The sequence below is a fragment of the Pontibacter anaerobius genome (assembly GCF_026241195.1).
GTDB classification, from domain to species: Bacteria; Bacteroidota; Bacteroidia; order Cytophagales; family Hymenobacteraceae; genus Pontibacter; species Pontibacter anaerobius.
Genome location: NZ_JAPFQO010000005.1, coordinates 63,306 through 84,421 on the forward strand (window position 1 = coordinate 63,306; position 21,116 = coordinate 84,421).

Sequence of the window (21,116 nt, forward strand, 5' to 3'; positions counted from 1 at the left end):
CAACTTATATTAACACCTCTAATTCCGCACCGCAATCATTAGCCCCAACTCCTTATACCGCATGCCGAACTTTTTGGCGATATGGGCGTTGGTGAGGCTGCCTTTGTAGATGTAGACGCCGCTGCGGTAGTGCTCGTTCATGAACAGCACCTCGTTGATGCCGCCATACTTAGAGAACTCGGTGAAGATGGGCGTGAAGATGTTGCTGAGTGCCTGCGAGGCTGTCCGCGGAACCCTGGACGGGATGTTGGGCACGCAGTAGTGGATGATGTCATACTTACGGAAAACAGGGCGCGAGTGTGAGGTAATCTCAGAGGTTTCGAAGCAGCCGCCCTGGTCGATGCAGACATCGATGATGATGGAACCGGGGTTCATCTGGGCAACTACGCTCTCCTCTACCACGCAAGTAATTTGTCCCTCATCGGCCACAAAGGCACCGATTACTACATCCGCCTGTTTTATCTCATTATACATGATAGCCTTGTCCAGGGTAGAGGTAAAGATCTGCGCCCCCACGTTGTGCTTCAGGCGACGAAGTTTGTAGATATGGTTATCGAACACACGCACTTCTGCGCCCAAGCCCAGAGCAGCGCGTGCCGCAAATTCGGCCACAGAGCCGGCCCCAAGTATAACCACTTTGGTTGGGGCCACACCGGTGATCCCTCCAAGTATAATCCCTTTGCCCTCGTTGCTACTGCTCAGGTACTCGGCAGCCACCATCATCACGGTACTGCCGGCAATCTCGCTCATGGCTCGCACCACCGGCTTTGCCTCCGATTTATCCCTGAATAGCTCAAAAGATATGGCGTTGATCTTTTTTCGTAGCAGGGCGTTGATATAGTCTGAAGTGAGGTTGCCGAAGTGAAGGGCGGAGATCAGTGTCTGGCCTGGACGAAGGTATTCGATTTCGTCGTAGGTTGGAGGCGCGATTTTCAGGATGATATCGGCTTCGTATACTTCCTCCGTGTTATACACGATTTTGGCGCCAGCCTCAGAGTATTCGTTATCAGAGTATTTGGAATGGCTGCCTGCTCCCGTCTCAATCTGTATGCGATGCCCCTGGTCAGTGAGCTGCTTCACGGCATCAGGAGTTAGGCCAATGCGATTCTCCTGAAACGAGGATTCCTTCGGGATGCCGATAAACAGGCTGCGGCGCCTCTCCTCCACAGCCAGCATCGACTCTTTCGGGTAAAGGGCCGGGCTTGTAGCCAGTTTTCCAAAATCTACGGCAAACTTCTCCGTCATACTTTATTTAGTTATGAGTTTAGAGTAAAAAGTGGAGAGTTATCATGTACAGCTAATTTCACCTCAAACCCTATTTTCTGACTCAATCTATGTAAAAGTGCTTTACTTACCTTAAGTTGAAGCAACATTCTTCAACTCCCCCTTCGCTGGAGCTAGCTTGTAACTCGTACCTACCACATAAAACAGCAATAAGAACTATAAGCTTGTACCAGCAATGGTATATATTTATACTGCAGAATCAGCATACCTATAAACTCACCCCTACCCCCAACGAGAGGGGGAATTTATAACTTCCAAACTCTTAAACCTTCTAACTTCCAAACTTTCTAATAACCACTTCTCGCTCCTTGCCGTCTGCATCCGGAATAATATCTACAAGAAGGTAACTCTCCGGTAGCAGGTTCGGAATCAGGGAGGGCCATTCGATCAGGCAAAGGTTTCCAGATTCGAAATACTCCGGTGCCCCAATATCCAGCGCTTCGCGCTCCTCGTTTATCCTATAAAAATCGAAATGATAAATTAGTTTCCCATTCTCACCTTCATACTCGTTCACTAGCGCAAATGTCGGGCTGCTCACGTTCTCCTGCACGCCCATTTGCCTGCACAGCTCCTTAATCAGGGTTGTTTTGCCGGCCCCCATGGGCCCTTCAAAAAGTATGATCGGCTCCGAAGCAGCTTCCTCCAAAAGCACAGAAGCCGTCGCTGGCAAATCTCCCAACGACGACATCTTCATTTGTACCCGTTTAGTTTCTGTATTATACATTCTTCGGTGTAAGCGTTACAAACGGTATAATCACTTCCTCCAACGACACGCCCCCGTGCTGGAAGGTGTCTTTGTAGTAGTTCACGTAGTAGTTATAGTTATTTGGGTAAGCAAAGAAGTAGTCTTCTATCGCAAATACAAACGTAGTGGAAACATTGGCCTTTGGCAAGAAAAATCTCTCCGGCTTTCGCACTGTAAATACGTCTTTATCGGTATAACCCAGGTTCTTACCGTGCTTGTAGCGCAGGTTGGTGTTGGTATTTCTGTCGCCGATGATCTTAAATGGCCTTTTTACCCGGATGGTGCCGTGGTCGGTGGTAATGATGAGCCGGCCTTTCTTTTCTGCGATCATCTTCAGGGTGTCGAACAGCGGCGAATGCAGGAACCACGACTTGGTGATGGAACGGTAAGCCGACTCGTCCGGGGCCAGTTCTCGTACCATGTTACTGTCTGTACGGGCATGCGATAACATATCCACGAAGTTGTACACAATCACATTCAGCTTGTTGTTGTCCAGGTTGCTGAATTTGCTCAGCAGATCGCGACCAGCCTGAACGTTCGTGATCTTATGGTAGCTGTGCTTGTCGGTGACGCGGTTCTGCTGAAACTGTATTTCCAGGAAATCGGCCTCATGCAGGTTCTTACCCTCCTCTTCGTCGTCACTCACCCACATGTTCGGGTACTTTTTCTGAATCTCGGTTGGCAGCATGCCCGAGAAAATAGCGTTTCGGGCATAGGCTGTGGTGGTAGGAAGTATAGAGTAGAACATTTCCTCTGAGTCTACAGAGAAATACTCCGAGATCAACGGTTCCAGCACTTTCCACTGGTCATAACGCAGGTTATCGATCAGCACAAAGTATACGGGGCGGTCGCTTTCCTTCATCATCGGGAATACGCGTTGTTTAAACAGCTGGTGCGACATCAGCGGCGCCTCGTCATCGCCATTCATCCAGTCCTCATAATTATCCATGATGAAGCGGGCGAAATTGGAGTTGGCCTCGTCTTTCTGCATGTTGATCACATCAGCCATACTTTTGTTTTCTGTCTCGTCTATCTCCAGCTCCCAGTATACCAGTTTTTTGTAGATGTCAGCCCACTCCCCTGGGCTCAGACGTTCCCCAAAGGCCATGCCCAGCTGGCGGAAATCGCGCTGGTAGCTCATGTTGGTCTTCTCGCTCACCAGACGCTTGTTCTCCAGCACCTTTTTTACTGAAAGCAGAATCTGGTTGGGGTTAAGCGGCTTGATCAGGTAATCAGTGATCTTAGAACCGATGGCCTCTTCCATGATATGCTCCTCCTCGCTCTTCGTGATCATGATCACGGGCACAGTGGGGCGAATTGATTTCAACTCATTCAGTGTCTCGAGGCCACTGATGCCGGGCATGTTCTCGTCCAGGAAAACCACATCAAAACTGCGGTCCCGGAACTCCTCAATAGCATCGGCGCCGCTGTTTACCGGCGTAATGTCATAGCCACGGTCCTCCAGAAAGAGGATATGCGGCTTCAGCAGGTCGATCTCATCATCGGCCCATAAAATATTGTATCTTTGCATCGTTTTATACTTTGTATAGGTATGGCTAATTTGTATAACGGTTGAAAGGCGCAGTAGTTAGTTGAAATAAGTGCTAAGCAACCCACCCTCTGTAGGGATAACAAACCAAAGCGGTTAATAATTGCTTCGTCCTGTCTTGTTAGCTATATGGAGCAGTCCTGCCGCAAGATCGTATCTTTTGGCTCATTTTAAGGCTAGTTTTCGGTACAGCATGGTTTCCCCAAGTTAATAAAAACTTACGGTATCTATACTTGGTTTACTTACCAACACCCAAATCCCCGGTTTTGTGAATAAGAAAAAGATCTTCAACGACCCTGTTTACGGCTTTATAACGGCCCCGACAGAGCTTATTTTCGATATAATTGAGCATCCATACTTCCAGCGCCTGCGCCGCATCAAGCAACTGGGCCTGACGGAGATGGTATACCCGGGTGCGCTTCACACCCGTTTTCATCATGCGCTGGGGGCTATGCACCTGATGGACACTGCCCTGCAGACCCTGCGCAGTAAAAATAACGAAATAAACGATACTGAATTTGAGGCCTCGCTCATTGCCATACTTTTGCACGATGTGGGCCATGGGCCTTTTTCGCATGCGCTGGAGACGGCCATTTTCAAAAATGTGCACCACGAGCACCTCTCATTGCACATTATGCATTTGCTAAACGAGCAGTTTGACGGCAGATTGAGTATGGCCATCGATATTTTCACGGACAACTACCACCGCCGCTTCTTCCACCAGCTCGTTTCCAGCCAGTTAGACGTGGATCGCCTCGACTACCTGAACCGCGACAGCTTCTATACGGGTGTTTACGAGGGCAAGATCGGGGCAGACCGCATTATTAAGATGCTGGACGTGGCTAACGACAAGCTGGTGGTGGAGGAAAAAGCCATCTATAGTATAGAGAACTTCCTGGTGAGTCGCCGGCTGATGTACTGGCAAGTGTACCTGCACAAAACCGTAATCAGTGCAGAAAACATGGTGCTGCGCGTGGTGCAGCGTGCCCGCGAGCTGATGCAGCGCGGTGTGGAGGTACCCGCCAGCCCCTGCCTCCGGTTCTTCCTCTCCACTGACCTCACCATGGATGATTTTAAGCAGGACAAGAACATACTGGAGCGTTTCGTATCCCTCGACGACCACGACATCTGGAGCGGCATAAAGGACTGGGCCATGCACCCCGATTTTATACTTTCGTACCTGGCCAAAAGTATCCTGAGCCGCAAGCTGTTCAAAGTATACATCTCCGCCAAGCCTATAGACCATGAAATGCAGCTGGGCATCAAGGAACTGGTGCAGGACAAGTATAAACTGCCTGAAGAGGACATTAAATACCTGATGATCTCGGGTAAGATTGGCAACAACGCTTACGACGTGGAGGGCCAAACAATTGATATGCTGACCAAATCAGGTTATGTAGTAGACGTGGCCGAGGCCTCTGACCTACCTAATATCCGCGCCCTGAGCTATAAAGTGGAGAAACACTTCGTGTGTTACCCAAAGGAGGTGGCACATTTGTAGCACCTCTCCCTCATAACCTGAGGCAAACAAGTATGAATTGAACAGTCAGGGCCTTTCCCACACTTTAAGTTTTTAGCTTGGAGTGTAGGAGAGGCCAGTTTTTAACCGGCCAAAGTATAATTTACAAGGCTGCTGGTGTTGCGTGGGCATGTCGCAACCTGTCCGCGCGATGGTGTAAGCCTACTCTGCAGATGATTTAACCCACCCCTGCCTTCTTTGTTGAGCGCCCTTACTCCTAAGGGGCACTTGTTTCAAGCTCCGGCGGCTGTATCATCCAACCACCCCTGCCCCTCCTTGTCAAAGGAGAGGAGTTTGACCTCTCCCCAGCCCTCTCCTTTTCTCGAGGGCCCCTACCCCCAAAACAGGAGAGAGAGTCAGGTTCAAGTAGTATAGTGATGGCTATTGGATAATGATCCCAGTCTTTCCGTTGAGCGCCTTGTGAGATCCGGTGCCGCGCATGCGGCAGCGCCCTGGCGCAGGAGGGAACACCGCGCGATGCGGGAAGACGAGCCCTCCCGGGCTGGAGGGAGCCAAAGCCAGAGATACAACTGTAGGTTCGTAAGACTGAGGATCAGTAGTAGCTAATAAGGTTAGCTTGGTTCAAGCTACAGGAAGCACGGCTATGGAATATAAAGTACGGATTGCGAGGATTAGGAAATCCGCAGCAGAGAGGTTCCGGACAGGGATGTCCGGAACAGCGGGAAAGGCAGGTATTAAGTATAGCCAAAGTATAAAGTATGGCTACAGTTGCGTTACAAACTCAACATCATTGTAAGACACAAGTCTGAAGACTTGCGCCAGAAGGAGGCGGAAAAGGTATAAATAAGCTGCACCAGCTAGCAGGTATAGCCGAGAAAAGAATAAGCCATGAAAAGTATAAACAAACCTCCCCTACCTGGGTTCTACTTTTAACGATTAGATGAAAGGCTGGCGCAGGGTTCTAAAGTATAAACTTAAAACAGAAGGAGGTGGCGGGATTTTTTGTTAAGTTTGCACCCCCAAAGCACTAGCGTTTTTGAGTTTTTGCTCTAATTTTACAAAATGGAATTTACTGTTCAACAGATAGCTGACTTGCTGCAGGGCAAGGTAGAGGGAGATAATTCTGTCAAGGTCAGCACTTTAGCCAAAATTGAGGAAGCCCAGACGGGTGCCCTTGCTTTTCTTTCCAACCCGAAGTACGAGCCATATTTATATAGCACCAGTGCCAGCGTCGTGATCGTTTCCAATACGTTGGAACTGAAGAAAGAGACCAGCGCTACCCTTATCCGGGTGGAGGACCCCTATTCCAGTTTCTCAACCTTGCTACACTATTACCAGACGGCACTTTTAGCCTCCAAAGTAGGTGTGGAAGAGCCTTGTTTTATGGGTAAGGGCAGCCAGATTGGCGAAAACCATTACCGTGGCGCTTTCTCCTACATCGGCAACAACTGCAAGATCGGCAACAACGTGCGCATTTTCCCACAGGCATACATTGGCGACAATGTACATATCGGTGATAACACCACCATATTTGCCGGTGTAAAACTATACGCCAACACCGTGATAGGCAGCAACTGCACTATCCACTCCGGAGCCGTGATCGGCAGCGACGGCTTTGGCTGGGCACCGCAGCCAGATGGCACCTACAAAGCCGTGCCGCAGATAGGCAATGTGGTACTGGAGGATGACATCTCCATAGGGGCCAACACCGCCATCGACTGTGCCACTATGGGTTCTACCATCATCCGTAAGGGTACTAAAATTGACAACCTGGTGCAGATTGCGCACAATGTTGAAGTGGGCACCGACACGGTTATCGCCTCCCAAACTGGCATATCAGGCTCAACTAAAATTGGCAACAACTGTGTCATTGCAGGCCAGGTGGGTATCGTAGGCCACATTACCATTGCTAACAAAACAACTATCGGGGCGCAATCGGGTGTTTCGAAGTCATTAAAAGAGGAAGGACTGATCATACAGGGCTCTCCGGCCTTCGACTACAAGCAAAACCTGCGAGCCATGACAGTGTTCCGCAAGCTGCCAGAGCTACAGCGCGAACTGGAGATGCTAAAGGAAAAAGTATAAACCAAGGTCTTTGTAAAGTATAACAGGTGCTTTTCCTGAAGTGCCTCCTGTACTTCATACCTTGCCTTTATCATATAATCTATTATCCGGCCGCTACTTTCTATATAAAAATTGGCAATAGCCTATTAATGTCTTAAGTTTGCATGGGCGAACGGCTTAGCTCCTGAAACTGTGCGATGTGCTATCCGCAGTGCGCTTAGGGTCGCTCCTTTTACGCAAACAATAAGCAAATACACGACTACAGATACGTGAATGAACGATAAACAGCACACCATTAAGGCACCGGTTACTGTATCGGGCATTGGGTTGCACACCGGCGTGGTTTCTAACATGACGTTTAAACCCGCTCCCATCAACCATGGCTTTAAATTCCAACGCATTGACCTGCCCGGCAAGCCTATTGTAAATGTCGATGTAGACAATGTAGTGGACCTCTCTAGGGGCACGACCATTGAGCAGAACGGCGCCCGCGTAAACACAGTGGAGCATACCTTGGCCGCCCTGGTTGGCCTGCAGATTGACAACGTGCTGATTGAGCTCGACGGCCCGGAGCCTCCGATCATGGATGGCTCTTCCATAGAGTTTGTGAAGGCCCTGCACGAGGCTGGATTCCAGGAGCAGAACGCGCTGCGAAATTTCTTCGAGATAACGCAAGGCCTGAGCTACAAAGATGACGAACGTGGCGTAGAGATCGCCGCCCTGCCGCTGGACGATTACCGCCTGACGGTGATGGTGGACTACAACTCGCCCGTACTGGGCAGCCAGCACGCCTCTATTACGGACCTGAACCAGTTTGAGAAAGAGATCGCCCCTTGCCGCACCTTTGTGTTCCTGCACGAGTTGGAGGTCCTGTTTAAGCAGAACCTGATCAAAGGCGGTGACCTGGACAATGCCATCGTGATCGTGGACCGTGTGGTGCAGGATGATGAGTTGACGCACCTTTCAGAGTTACTGCAGAAGCAGAAGGTGGAGGTGAAAGAGGAGGGTATCCTGAACAATACCGAGCTGCGCTTCAAGAATGAGCCGGCCCGCCACAAGCTGCTGGACCTGCTAGGTGACCTGGCCCTGATCGGCCGCCCGATAAAAGGACAGATACTGGCGGCACGCCCTGGCCACGCCGCGAACATCGCTTTTGCCAAAAAGGTCAAAAAGATGATCCACGAGGCTACGATCAAAAACGTGCCAACCTACGATCCTAAGAAAAAGCCGGTGATGGATATCAACCAGATAGCTGCCACACTGCCACACCGCTACCCGTTCCTGCTGATCGATAAAATCATTCACCTAGACGAAACCACGGTTATGGGCGTTAAGAACATAACCATGAACGAGCCGTTCTTCCAGGGCCACTTTCCGGGCAACCCGGTGCTTCCTGGTGTTATCCAGATTGAGGCCATGGCCCAGACTGGCGGGATTCTTGTGCTCAACACCGTAGAGAAGCCGGAGGACTATTGGACATACTTCCTGGGCATAGACAAGTGCCGCTTTAAGCGCAAAGTTGTTCCGGGCGACACCATAATTTTTAGATGTGAACTGCTGGCTCCCATAAAGCGCGGCATTGCCAAAATGAGCGGCCAGGCCTTTGTAGGCGGCCAACTGGTAATGGAAGCTGAAATGTCGGCAAGTATAGTAAAGAAAGACGCATGAACCAGCCATTAGCATACGTACACCCAGAGGCTAAAATCGCGCAGAACGTCGTAATCGAGCCATTCGCTACCATCCACAAAAATGTAGAGATCGGCGAAGGCACCTGGATCGGCTCTAATGCCGTGATCATGGAAGGTGCCCGCATTGGCAAAAACTGCAAGATTTTCCCGGGTGCAGTAATATCCTCAATTCCGCAGGACCTGAAGTTTGCCGGAGAGGTAACTACCGCATACATAGGCGATAACACCATTATCCGCGAGTATGTGACGGTTAGCCGCGGCACAATAGATAAAATGAAGACTGTGGTGGGCAGTAACTGCCTTGTGATGGCCTACGCCCACGTAGCGCATGACTGCATGGTAGGCAACAACTGCATCATCGGTAACTCGGTGCAGATGGCCGGGCACGTAGAGGTAGGCGATTTTGCCATCATCAGCGCCACCAGTGCCATTCACCAGTTCGTGAAGATCGGTTCGCATGCCTTTATCTCCGGCGGTTCGCTGGTACTGAAGGATGTTCCTCCATTCGTGAAAGCGGCGCGTGAGCCCCTCTCCTACGCTGGCATCAACTCCATAGGGTTGCGCCGCAGAGGGTATGTGAGCGAGCAGATAAACGATATACAGCATGTATACCGCCTCCTGTTCATGAACGGCCTCAACAACAGCCAGGCATTGGATAAGATTGAGGTAGAGCTTTCGCCTAGCCGTGAGCGCGACGAGATCATCAACTTTGTGCGTAACTCCGGCCGCGGTATCATTAAAGGCTATTTCGCGAAGGATGCTAATTAACCTAAAGGATTTAGGTAAACGTTATAATTACGAGTGGATTTTCCGGAACCTGACCTATACTTTTGAGTCAGGCACCTCTTATGCTATACTTGGGCATAACGGTTCCGGGAAATCCACTCTTCTTACTATAATTGCCGGGCACAACCTGGCAAGCGAGGGCAAACTCGATTATACTTTTGCCGGAAAGCCTGTTGTGGCAGATGAAGTATACCGGCACCTCTCCCTGACGGCCCCCTACCTGGAGGTGGTAGAGGAGTTCACGCTTCTCGAGATGCTCGACTTCCATACCCGCTTTAAGCCGCTGCGCCAGAACTTATCCACCTCGGGGCTTATTGACCGCATGGGCCTGCAGCGCTCCAAGAATAAGTTTGTAAAGGATTTCTCCTCCGGGATGAAGCAACGCCTGAAACTGGGGCTTGCCATTTACTCCAGTAGCTCCATGCTGCTGCTCGATGAGCCAACCACCAACCTGGATCAGGAAGGTGTGGCCTGGTACCAGGAGCACGTGACGCAGAACAAAGAAGGTCGCCTGATCATTGTGGGGTCTAACATACAGCACGAGTATAGCTTCTGCGACCAGCAGTTGCGGATTTCAGACTATCACGTGTTGCCGCGGAAATAAGAGTTAGTTGCTTATTAGCAGTTATTCGAGAGATTTAAAAATCGCCTTCTTTACTGTTTTTGTGATCCTCCCAAGAACGAATTACTAAAAACGATCACCCAAAACACTATCAATTTTCGTCTGAGGTTCCTAAATTTGTAAACACACAAAACGCATACTATGGGACGCGCATTTGAATTCAGAAAAGCCCGTAAGTTTAAACGCTGGGACAAAATGTCGAAGGCCTTTACGCGCATCGGCAAAGAAATAGTTATGGCCGTGAAAGAAAGCGGTCCTAGCCCTGACACCAATTCCCGCCTCAGAGCGGCTATCCAAAACGCCAAAGGCGTAAACATGCCGAAAGACCGCATCGAGGCGGCTATCAAGAGAGCCTCCTCTAAAGAGGAGAAAGATTACGAGGAGGTAGTATACGAAGGCTACGCACCGCATGGTATTGCCGTAGTTATAGAGTGCGCCACCGATAACCTGAACCGCACAGTAGCCAACGTGCGCATGCATTTCTCAAAAGGCGGCGGCTCATTGGGCAAAACCGGTTCCCTGGACTTTATGTTCGACCGTAAAGGCATTTTCAAGATATCGGCTGAAGGTGTGGACCTGGAAGAACTGGAGCTGGATCTGATTGACTTCGGCGCTGAGGATATCTATGAACACGAAGGCGAGATCATTATCGAAACACCTTTCACCGAGTTTGGCAACATGCAGAAGGGTCTGGAAGAGAAGGGCCTGGAAGTAATCAGCGCAGACGTACAGCGCATCCCGACTACCCGCACGGAATTAACCGAGGAGCAGGAAGAAGAGGTTCTAAGTATGATCGAGCGCTTTGAAGAGGACGACGACGTTCAAGCCGTGTACCATAACATGGCCTAGCTTAAAGCTGATAAAATACCTCGAAATGGCTGCACCGGAATACCCAGTGCAGCCATTTTTATTAGAATACACGTAACCACAATTATCCGGAAAAACAGAAATAAACCAGGCATGCTCCTTTACATACTTTTCATAATAGGCTTTGTAATACTAATAAAAGGAGCAGATATTCTGGTTGATGGCGCCTCCTCGATTGCCAGGCGCTATGGTTTGCCTGATATGGTGGTAGGCCTGACCATTGTATCATTTGGCACGTCGCTTCCGGAGCTGATCGTGAACGTGATGGCAAGTTTGCAGGGGCAACCGGAGTTAGCGATAGGGAACGTGTTTGGCAGTAATGTGGCTAACCTGCTGCTCATACTTGGCGTTACAGCGCTTATCTGCCCCCTCCCGCTCAAACGCACAACTATACTTACAGAAATTCCATTTTCGCTGATAGCTACGCTACTGGTTGGCTTCCTGGCCAACGCAACCCTGCTTAACAGCCGATATGAGTTGTACATCAGCCGACTGGATGGCGGTATACTGCTTGCATTTTTTGCGATGTTTATGGTCTATATTTACAATGTAGCTAAAACCAACAAAGACGCGGTTATTCCGGATGAGGAATCCACCATTATGCCTGTAGGCAAGTCTGTGCTCCTTATGCTTTTAGGTACTTTAGGTTTGTTTTTGGGAGGCAAGTGGGTGGTAGAGGGCGCCGTACACATTGCACAGAAGTTTGGCTTAAGCGAGTCTTTTATCGGGCTGACGGTGGTCGCCTTTGGAACATCTTTGCCGGAACTCGTGACCTCCGCCATGGCTGCCTACCGCCGTAACATTGACATTGCTGTGGGCAACGTAGTGGGTTCAAACATCTTTAACCTCTTGTGGATTCTGGGCCTCAGCGCCATTATTACTCCGCTTCCTTTTAACGAAATGAATAATGCAGACATCATCATGATGATTCTGGCAAGCGCCATGCTCATACTTGCCATGCCCATCGGCAAGCGCAACGCTATTGACCGCTTAAACGGCACCATCTTCTTGCTGACATACTTTGCCTACATTAGCTATTTAGTTGTTAGAGGCTGACACAAAGGCAGCTAGGTTTTGGTGAAAGGATGTTCACCCATAACACCGCATGTACCTCAGCAAGCAGCAGCTATTGCCAACAGACTTCAAGCTTAAAAGTATTTGATGGCAATGCCTGCATAAGCTAGTAAGAATTTACTCTCCCCAACTCCCCCCGCTGTACATTATGTCAACAGTACATCTAGTACAGGTTAATGTAATACACGTTTCACACTTGACAATTCTCTCCAAACAGTTACTTCATTTAGCACTCACTCATACTTGTGAGGATTTCAACCTACTTTCACATACACCACTCTTATTTACACATTACCGACTATCATACAGGCACTTACACAAACAACAAGCAAAAATGAAGTAGTCGTGACGTAGTCAAAAAGTAGTGAAACCGTAGACACTTCTTTTGATTAATTATTTTTATGCCATAAAATTATGTCGGATATAGATTGAGGAGCTTTTGGATAGCTTAGCTCAATCGCTTTTCTAACATTTTAAGCAATCCAGTAATTGATTAATCACAAATACCAACCTATCATATTTACACCTAATAAATTTCTTTATGAGAAAACATCTCTACACAGCTCTTGGCTGTATTACCTTGGCTGCCAGTGTTACCAGTAGCGTAACTGCCGGCAGTGCAACAGGACTACGGCCATTGCCTATGGAGGCTGCCCAGGCAATTACGCTTATAGGCAAGGTAACAGATGAGAATGGTTCTGGCTTACCTGGGGTTACCGTTGTTTTGAAGGGCACTACAAAAGGCACCACAACTGACGTCGAAGGCAACTTCTCATTGGCAGTGCCAGATGGAAACGGAACACTTGTATTTTCATTTATTGGTTATACTTCAAAAGAAGTAACCATCAACAATCAGTCTACCTTCAGTGTATCACTGGCTCCTGATACCAAGGCGCTGGAGGAAGTAGTGGTAGTAGGTTACGGTACCCAGAAGAAAAGTGTGGTAACGGGTGCAATCAGCAGCGTTAAAACATCGGACCTGGAGAACCAGCAGGTTACCCGCGTAGAGCAGGCACTTCAGGGTAGAACTTCTGGTGTAGCCGTTGCTGCTAACTCCGGGGCACCAGGTGCAGCCTCTACCGTACGTGTAAGGGGTATCACTACCTTGAACAACAACGACCCTCTTTATGTAGTAGATGGCGTGATCGTGAACGGAGGTATCGACTACCTGAACCAGTCAGACATAGCGTCTATCGAGGTGCTGAAAGATGCTGCCTCAGCTGCTATCTACGGTACACGGGGTGCTGCCGGTGTTATCCTGGTAACTACCAAAAAAGGTAAAGAAGGTGCAATCCGTTTAAACTACAATGCCTACTATGGCACACAGGCTCCTGCAAGAAAACTGGACCTTCTGAATGCCACAGAATATGCCACGCTAAGAAACGAGGCTTCTGTAGCAGGTGGCGGCCCCATTGTTTTTGAAGACCCACAGGCTTTAGGAGAAGGTACTGACTGGCAGGAATATGTTTTTAACGACGATGCACGCATTCAGAACCACGACTTTAGCGTGAGCGGTGGCAACGACAAATCTACATACTATGCATCCTATGGTTACCTGAACCAAGAGGGTATCGTAGCATCAGAAATATCTAACTACGAGCGCCACAACGTGCGCCTGAACTCTACCCACAAAGTAACTGACTGGTTAACCATAGGTCAGAACGTAGGTTACTCCCATGTTAAGAGCAAGGGTGGTTTCAACCCGAACACAGAATTTGGCGGCCCACTTAACTCAGCCATCAACCTGGACCCTACAACCCCTGTGCTAATTACGGACCCGGCTATTCTTGAGGACCCGGAGAGTGTCTATAACAGGCAACCTGTAATAAGAAATGCTCAGGGCTATCCTTATGGCATCTCAACTATAGTAATGCAGGAAATGACCAACCCTTTGGCCTATATACAGACCCAATTAGGCAATTATGGCTGGTCTGACAACATCGTTGGAAACGCCTTTGCAGAGATAGAGCCGCTTAAAGGACTTAAATTCAGGTCAACTCTGGGTGGCAAACTTGCTTACTGGGGCGGCGAGAGCTACAGACCGATTTACTACCTTAACGCCTCCACTATCAGTACCCAGACTGCCAGAAACCGTGACAAGAATATGGTAGTGGACTATAACATTGAGAACACGCTCTCTTACTCAAAACAAATGGGTGACCATAACTTTTCGGTGTTATTTGGCCAAGGTGCTTATAAAGATGGTCAGTCTGACGGACTTGGACTTTCTTACAATGCGATTCCAGCTACAAACTTTGATGAGGCCTCTTTCAACCTGCCGGTTCCTAGCACAAACATCACAGCGTACGCTTACGATGCTGTAGCACATACTATTAGCTCGCTTTTTGCCCGCGCTACCTACGATTATAAGGAGAAATACCTGTTTACAGGTATCATTCGCAGAGACGGCTCTTCCCGTTTTGGCGAAAACTACAAATATGGCTACTTCCCGTCTGTTTCCATGGGTTGGGTTGCCTCTAACGAGGACTTCTGGCCGGTGAATGACGTGGTGAACTTCCTGAAGATCCGTGGCTCATACGGTGAGGTTGGAAATGACAATACCGAAAACTTCAAATTTATTTCAACCGTTAGCCCAGGCAGAAATTACACGTTCGGTTACGACGGCTACACCATTGGCTACAGCCCTAACGCGCCAGCAAACCCTGACTTGCGCTGGGAAGAAACAGCACAGACCAACATCGGTTTCGAAGCTACTCTCCTGCAGAACTTTAACTTCACATTTGACTGGTACAACAAGAAAACAACTGGTATCCTGAGAGATCTGGAGCTGCCAGGTTATGCAGGCCAAACGGGCAATCCGGCAGCCAATATTGCAGATATGCAAAACAGAGGTGTTGAACTGGAGTTAGGTTACAACAAAACATTTGGTGAAGTTGGCTTCAGACTAACTGGTAATGCTGGTTATGTTAAAAATGAGATCCTGTCACTTGAAAGCGGTAAGGCATTTACTGATCAAGGCAGCGCCAGCATTCAGACATTTCAGCACCCACTCAACCGCAGGATTGTTGGGCAGCCTTACGGGGCCTTCTATGGCTATAAGACGAATGGCATCTTCCAGAACGAAGAAGAGGTGGAAAGCTATGTTAGTTCCGACGGAACGGTTATACAGCCCAATGCACAACCTGGCGACTTCCGTTGGGTAGATACAGACGGCGATGGGAAGATTACGGCAGATGACCGTGTTGTACTTGGCAAGCCGCTACCCGACTGGACTTTCGGTGCTACCCTGAACCTGGACTGGAAAAACTTCGACCTGCTTGTTTTTGGTCAGGGCGCTACAGGCCACAAGATCTTCCAGGGACTGCGTCGTTTGGAGATCAGTACAGCTAACTGGCAATCTAAAGCGCTAGGCCGCTGGACAGGCGAAGGTACCTCAAACGACTACCCAAGACTGTCAACTTCTGACCCTAACCACAACTTCTCTAATCCTTCCGACTTCTACCTGGAAGACGGTGATTATTTCAGGATCAAGACGTTACAGATCGGGTACACCATCCCTAAATCAATCACAGACAAAATTTCCCTGCAGAAGGCACGCTTCTATGTAAGCAGCAACAACTTAGTAACATTTACCAAATACACCGGCTACGACCCTGAAATTGGCGGTAACATCTTCGGTATCGACCGTGCATTTTACCCACAGGCACGCACATTTATGGTTGGTGTAAACATAGGTCTGTAGTAGGAAAGAATATTAATCGATTAGAATCATGAAAAAGCAATTTATATATGCTGCTGTCTTCGCACTAGCGCTGCCACTCTTTAGTGCCTGTGAAGACGACTTTTTAGATGTAGACCCGGAAGGTACCATTCTGGAATCGGAGTACTATAAAAACCCGGCAGAAGCCTACACTGGCCTGGTGGCTGCCTACGACCCACTCGGTTGGGAAGCTGGCGACACTTACCATAACATTGCCGCCATCAATGCCGCCTCTGACGACGCGTACGCAGGCGGTGGCGGACCATCGGACATGAACACTTGGCAGGCATGGAACAGGTTTAATTTAACTCCTGCCGTTGGCCCTCAGGAAGAGTACTGGGACAGAAACTTTAGAGGTATAGCCAGAGCCAACACGATATTGGCTAAAGTTGAGGCTGGCGTGCCAGGATTGGCCGAGGCTACCGCGCAGCGCTATATCGCTGAGGCAAAGTTCCTGCGTGCCTACTACTACTTTGAGCTGGTGCGCCTGTTCAGAAACGTGCCGCTATTTACAGCACCGCTTGCCACAGAGGAGATCTTTAACCAGACGCAGGTAGGCCCGGAAGAAGTATATGCCCAGATTGAGAAAGATCTAACGGAGGCTATTCCTAACCTGCCAACCACTGTGCCTGTCGCATCAGAGGGAGGCCGTGCCACACAAGGCGCCGGAAAAGCCTTGCTTGGCAAAGTATACTTGTTCCAGCAGGAATGGAGTAACGCCGCCGCACAACTGGCAGATGTGAATGGGACCCCTGGTGGCACGAGCATGTATGGCTATAAACTGATGGATAACTACGGGGCCATTTTCGACCCGGCCAACAAGTTTAACAGCGAATCCATATTTGAGATTGTACACACGAACCTGGCAAGACAGGACTGGGGAGCGTGGCCAAATTTTGAAGGCAACGTAGGCGTGCAGATGATGGGGCCGAGAGGTTACTCTGGTCCTACCTATGTATCTGGCTGGGGTTTTAACCCACTTACAGAGAGTCTGGTGGCCGCCCTGGAGGGTGACCCTCGTTATGACGAGACTGTGTTGGACATCAACGCGATTGATGGCGCCACTTACGAGCCTAGTTACGATGACACCGGCTACTTTGTGAAGAAGTATGCGCCAAGAGCAGCATGGCTATCCACTGCGGGAGGCGAACCTGTACTTAACTTTAACATTGATTACATAGAGATTCGTCTGGCTGATACTTACCTGATGGAAGCTGAGGCGATTGTACAAGGAGGCGGAGACCTGAGCCGGGCAGCAGCACTGCTAAACACTGTGCGCGCCCGTGTAGGCTTGGCACCTGTGGCGGCAACGCTTGAGAACATCTACCGGGAGCGCAGACTGGAACTGGCTACTGAAGGACACCGCTTCCACGACTTGGTACGCACCGGCAGAGCTGCCTCAGTGCTGGCTCCGATGGGCTTTGTGGCTGGCAAGCATGAGGTGTTGCCTATTCCGCTGGAGGAACTGGCTAACACGAAGCTGGAGCAAAACCCAGAGTACAGATAAGCTTTGGGCAATCATTTTTAAATTAAAGAAACCATGAGATATAACATTTTCATATCCAACATATACTCGATACTGGCGGCGCTGCTGCTAACGGGTATGTTTACGGCCTGCACTCCGGAAGGAAATGATGCAGAGCTGGCCCCAGCCCCATCCTCCGAGATGGTGCAGTTTACAGCAACCCCATCGGATGATAACGCGAACATCATAACCTTCACCAACCAGACACCAGGGGCTTTTAAGGCTATCTGGGACTTTGGTAACGGTGCCGTGGCCGAGGGACAGCAGGTGCAGGGGGCTTTCGCTGTGGAAGGTGAGTATACGGTTAAACTGACCGTATTCACGAGTGGCGGCTATGCCATGAGCACCAAAACCATCACAATTGCTGAAACCAACGTGTCGATGTTGAACCGCGAGGATTACAACTTCCTAACAGGTGGTGCTGACGACGCAGATGGCAAGACCTGGGTGATAGAGAAAGAGTTTAAAGGGCACTTAGGTATAGGCGATGCCACTGCTCCCACTCCTACCCCTAACTGGTGGTCTGCCGGTCCGAACGAGAAAGCAGGTGTTGGCCTCTATGATGATGAGATGACCTTTAAATTGGAAGGTTTCTCTTATACCTATAAGAACAACGGAGATACTTACTCAAACAAGGATTATGCATCTGAGCTAGGCGGTACAAACGCAAGCCAGGACGTAACAGTATCTTACACCCCGCCTACGAACCAAAGCTGGAGCATTACCGAAGAGGGCGGCAAAAAGTACCTGACGCTTTCTAACAATGGTTTCCTGGGCTACTATGTGGGTGTGAACAAGTATCAGATCCTGACGCTTGGCGAAAACGAGCTCTACCTGATGAGCAGCCAGAAAGGTGTTCCGGGCAACGCCTGGTTCTACCGCCTGGTACCAAAGGGATACACCCGTCCGGTAGAGCCAAGGCAGATGAAGGCAATTGAGTTAGAGGACACCTTTGACACGGACGGCAATGTGACATGGAAGAAGGAGACCCTGTCGCTGAATGAGAGCTATGACAATCCTGCGCCTGTTCCGATAAACGAATCAGCGAAAGTGGCCATGTATGTGAAGCAGGCAGGCAGAGAGTATGAGTTTGCCAACATGTTTGCAGACTACGCCTACAATTTCGACCTGACACAGAAGAGCGTAATTAAGCTGAAGGTACTTGTACCGGCCTACAACGACTTTGTTACGGCAGAGGGCGAAGACTGGGCTAACAAAAACCTGCTTCCGCAGGTGTCTGTAAAGCTGCAGGATGGTACTGCTGCACAGCCTTGGGCCAACCAGGTGGAAATCAAGCACCAGGTAGAGTCAAGTCAGTATGGCAAATGGGTAGAGCTTACCTTCGACTTTAGTGCCTTTGCTGAAAGAAAGGACCTGAACCGCATCGTGATACAAATCGGCGGCGAAGGCAACTTCATACCGGGCATCTTCTTTATCGACGACATACAGACGGTTGCAAAGTAACAAATACAAAAGGGCCAGGATCAGCAAAAGGACCTGGCCCTTTTACTAAACAAGTTTTACCTGCCGGTGCATACCTGCCGGCAAACAGCATACAACCATGGTACTTACAGGAGAGGATTTTAGGCAAAGGGCACGTCACTTTTTAACGCTGATTCTTTTACCGTTGCTCATTACCTCGTGCGGCTCAAAGTCAGATGATCCGAACCCGCTTCCCCCTGCCCCTAGGCCACAGGCACCGCAGGATAAAAACTGGACATTCGAGGCCACGCCTGTCTGGGCCGATGAATTCGACTACACCGGCAAGCCGGATAACTCCAAGTGGGGCTATGACATTGGCGGGAACGGCTGGGGCAATAACGAGCTGCAGTACTACACCGACAAAAACTCCAACGCCAGCGTAGCTGACGGCATACTGACTATTACGGCACGCAAAGAGCAGATGGAAGGTAGAAGCTATACTTCAGCAAGGCTCGTAACAAAGAATAAAGGCGATTTTAAGTACGGTCGCTTTGAAATAAAAGCCAAGCTGCCGACAGGCCGCGGCACCTGGCCGGCCATCTGGATGCTGCCCACCGACTGGGCCTATGGCGAATGGCCCAAGTCCGGCGAGATCGACATCATGGAGCATGTGGGCTACGACCAGAACACGGTGCACATCACCGTGCATACAGAGGCCTATAACCATGGCAAAGGCACCCAGCGCGGCAACAGCAAAGTGATTGAAACAGCCAGCACAGCTTTTCACCTGTATCGCGTGGACTGGACTCCCTACTCCATCAGAGGTTTTATAGACGACCAGAAAGTATTTGAATTTGTCAACGATGGAAAAGGCTACAGCACCTGGCCTTTTGACAAGCGCTTTCACCTGCTGCTGAACATAGCGGTGGGCGGTAATTGGGGTGGCTCAAAGGGTGTTGACCCTGATGTCTACCCGCAGACCATGGAGGTGGATTATGTACGCGTGTACAAAATGATAGAATAACAGGCTGCTACACTATCTATACCCTGGTTCAACAGCTTAAATCTGGCTGCACCTACAACGCAGCCCTGGCAAACTTTGGGCTTCTGTTTCAGAAACTCAGCATTTATCCATAGTTCAGAGTAAGTATGAATAATACACACATTTACCAATCAAAAAAATGATACATACTTTTATATCCCTGCTGATATTCAGCGCCTCCGTTACCTGTTCTCCACAGCACACGGCCTACACTAGCAATGATGCCACGCAACCAAAAGTAAATGAATGGGCTTTTTCATCTTCTCCTGTGTGGGCCGATGAGTTTGATTACAAAGGCAAGCCGGATAACTCCAAGTGGGGCTACGACATTGGCGGTAGCGGCTGGGGCAACAACGAGCTGCAGTACTACACCGATAAATCCTCTAACGCCAGCGTGGCCGATGGGGTGCTTACTATAACTGCCCATAAGCAAAAGAAAGGCGACAAGGAGTACACCTCTGCAAGGTTGGTTTCAAAGAACAAAGGCGATTTTTTGTATGGCCGCTTTGAGGTGAAGGCCAAGCTGCCGACAGGCCGGGGCACCTGGCCCGCCATCTGGATGCTGCCCACCGACTGGGCCTACGGCGAATGGCCCAAGTCCGGCGAGATCGACATCATGGAGCATGTGGGCTACGACCAGAACACGGTGCACATCACTGTGCATACAGAGGCCTACAACCACAGAAAAGGAACACAGAAAGGAAAACAAGAAGTAGTGCCTACAGCCAGCACGGACTTTCACCTTTACCGCGTGGACTGGACCCCAAATGCCATAAAAGGCTACATAGATGACAAACAGATTTTTGACTATCCTAACGAAGGTACCGGCTTCGAAGCATGGCCATTCGACAAGCGCTTTCACCTGCTGCTAAACCTGGCTGTTGGTGGTGATTGGGGGGGCTCAAAGGGCGTTGACCCCAGCGTCTATCCACAGAAGATGGAGGTGGATTATGTGCGCGTGTATGAGCTGCTACAGGAATAAGTAGAGTATTTAAGCCGAACAACGACATCATAAATGAGAACAAGGAGGATTGCGCTTTCCGGCCCTGCTCGCAGCGGACTGCTTACCACCACCCTCTCTCCTGATGACTTAGGCTATCTTAACCGCTACGGCAGGAAAATTATCGAGCCTGGTGACGTGAAAGTAAGTATAGCCGTCCAGAAAAAGACTTTTACGCTGGCTAACACCATTGAATAAGATTGATTGAATAGAATTAGGTTGATTTAACCCATCCACTAAAAAAGCC

General features: G+C 49.5%; 16 protein-coding genes. 13 read left to right on the plus strand and 3 right to left on the minus strand.

The features are described from left to right. Positions 1–18: 18 nt before the first annotated feature. The 3 genes from OO017_RS08485 to porX all read right to left on the minus strand — a co-directional run bounded on the left by OO017_RS08485 (position 19) and on the right by porX (position 3,560). Positions 19–1,245 carry an alanine dehydrogenase gene (locus tag OO017_RS08485; protein ID WP_266052045.1) on the minus strand — a complete coding sequence of 409 codons (1,227 nt, stop codon included), beginning with the start codon at positions 1,243–1,245 and terminating at the stop codon, positions 19–21. A 310-nt stretch (positions 1,246–1,555) separates the two neighbouring features. Further along, the gene (gene tsaE / locus OO017_RS08490; protein ID WP_266052046.1) at positions 1,556–2,008 is read right to left on the minus strand and encodes a tRNA (adenosine(37)-N6)-threonylcarbamoyltransferase complex ATPase subunit type 1 TsaE; all 453 of its coding nucleotides are present in this window, start codon (positions 2,006–2,008) and stop codon (positions 1,556–1,558) included. Continuing rightward, a complete protein-coding gene (gene porX, locus OO017_RS08495) occupies positions 2,001–3,560 on the minus strand; it encodes a T9SS response regulator signal transducer PorX (RefSeq protein WP_266052047.1) in 1,560 nt (519 codons plus the stop codon). The genes tsaE and porX overlap by 8 nt, the downstream gene beginning before the upstream one ends. Before the next feature lie 286 nt (positions 3,561–3,846). Here porX and OO017_RS08500 point away from each other — a divergent pair, with 286 nt between their 5' ends. The 13 genes from OO017_RS08500 to OO017_RS08560 all read left to right on the plus strand — a co-directional run bounded on the left by OO017_RS08500 (position 3,847) and on the right by OO017_RS08560 (position 21,067). Next, on the plus strand, positions 3,847–5,079 hold the full coding sequence (locus OO017_RS08500) for an HD domain-containing protein (protein ID WP_266052048.1): 1,233 nt from the start codon (positions 3,847–3,849) through the stop codon (positions 5,077–5,079). 1,041 nt (positions 5,080–6,120) lie between these two features. Next, positions 6,121–7,143: a UDP-3-O-(3-hydroxymyristoyl)glucosamine N-acyltransferase gene (lpxD, locus tag OO017_RS08505; RefSeq protein ID WP_266052049.1), complete on the plus strand. Its 1,023-nt coding sequence runs from the start codon at positions 6,121–6,123 to the stop codon at positions 7,141–7,143. Between the two features lie 252 nt (positions 7,144–7,395). Further along, the gene (locus OO017_RS08510) at positions 7,396–8,790 is read left to right on the plus strand and encodes a bifunctional UDP-3-O-[3-hydroxymyristoyl] N-acetylglucosamine deacetylase/3-hydroxyacyl-ACP dehydratase (protein ID WP_266052050.1); all 1,395 of its coding nucleotides are present in this window, start codon (positions 7,396–7,398) and stop codon (positions 8,788–8,790) included. Then, positions 8,787–9,578, plus strand: a complete 792-nt coding sequence (gene lpxA, locus OO017_RS08515) for an acyl-ACP--UDP-N-acetylglucosamine O-acyltransferase (RefSeq protein ID WP_266052051.1) — start codon at positions 8,787–8,789, stop codon at positions 9,576–9,578. Before OO017_RS08510 ends, lpxA begins: the two co-directional genes overlap by 4 nt. Then, entirely contained in the window at positions 9,568–10,200 is a 633-nt protein-coding gene (locus OO017_RS08520) for an ABC transporter ATP-binding protein (protein ID WP_266052052.1), read from the plus strand. The genes lpxA and OO017_RS08520 overlap by 11 nt, the downstream gene beginning before the upstream one ends. Positions 10,201–10,359: 159 nt before the next feature. Further along, on the plus strand, positions 10,360–11,067 hold the full coding sequence (locus OO017_RS08525; RefSeq protein ID WP_266052053.1) for a YebC/PmpR family DNA-binding transcriptional regulator: 708 nt from the start codon (positions 10,360–10,362) through the stop codon (positions 11,065–11,067). 111 nt (positions 11,068–11,178) lie between these two features. Beyond that, positions 11,179–12,141 carry a calcium/sodium antiporter gene (locus tag OO017_RS08530; protein WP_266052054.1) on the plus strand — a complete coding sequence of 321 codons (963 nt, stop codon included), beginning with the start codon at positions 11,179–11,181 and terminating at the stop codon, positions 12,139–12,141. Between the two features lie 559 nt (positions 12,142–12,700). Then, a complete protein-coding gene (locus OO017_RS08535; RefSeq protein WP_266052055.1) occupies positions 12,701–15,862 on the plus strand; it encodes a SusC/RagA family TonB-linked outer membrane protein in 3,162 nt (1,053 codons plus the stop codon). 28 nt (positions 15,863–15,890) lie between these two features. Then, a complete protein-coding gene (locus OO017_RS08540; RefSeq protein WP_266052057.1) occupies positions 15,891–17,387 on the plus strand; it encodes a RagB/SusD family nutrient uptake outer membrane protein in 1,497 nt (498 codons plus the stop codon). Between the two features lie 33 nt (positions 17,388–17,420). Further along, on the plus strand, positions 17,421–18,869 hold the full coding sequence (locus OO017_RS08545) for a PKD domain-containing protein (protein WP_266052058.1): 1,449 nt from the start codon (positions 17,421–17,423) through the stop codon (positions 18,867–18,869). Between the two features lie 97 nt (positions 18,870–18,966). After that, positions 18,967–19,851 carry a glycoside hydrolase family 16 protein gene (locus OO017_RS08550; RefSeq protein WP_266052059.1) on the plus strand — a complete coding sequence of 295 codons (885 nt, stop codon included), beginning with the start codon at positions 18,967–18,969 and terminating at the stop codon, positions 19,849–19,851. Positions 19,852–20,008: 157 nt separating this feature from the next. Further along, positions 20,009–20,851 (plus strand): glycoside hydrolase family 16 protein, encoded by an 843-nt coding sequence (locus OO017_RS08555; RefSeq protein WP_266052060.1) that lies wholly within the window; start codon positions 20,009–20,011, stop codon positions 20,849–20,851. A gap of 33 nt (positions 20,852–20,884) precedes the next feature. Next, complete coding sequence (locus OO017_RS08560) at positions 20,885–21,067, plus strand: hypothetical protein (protein ID WP_266052061.1); 183 nt, start codon at positions 20,885–20,887, stop codon at positions 21,065–21,067. Positions 21,068–21,116 lie beyond the last annotated feature (49 nt).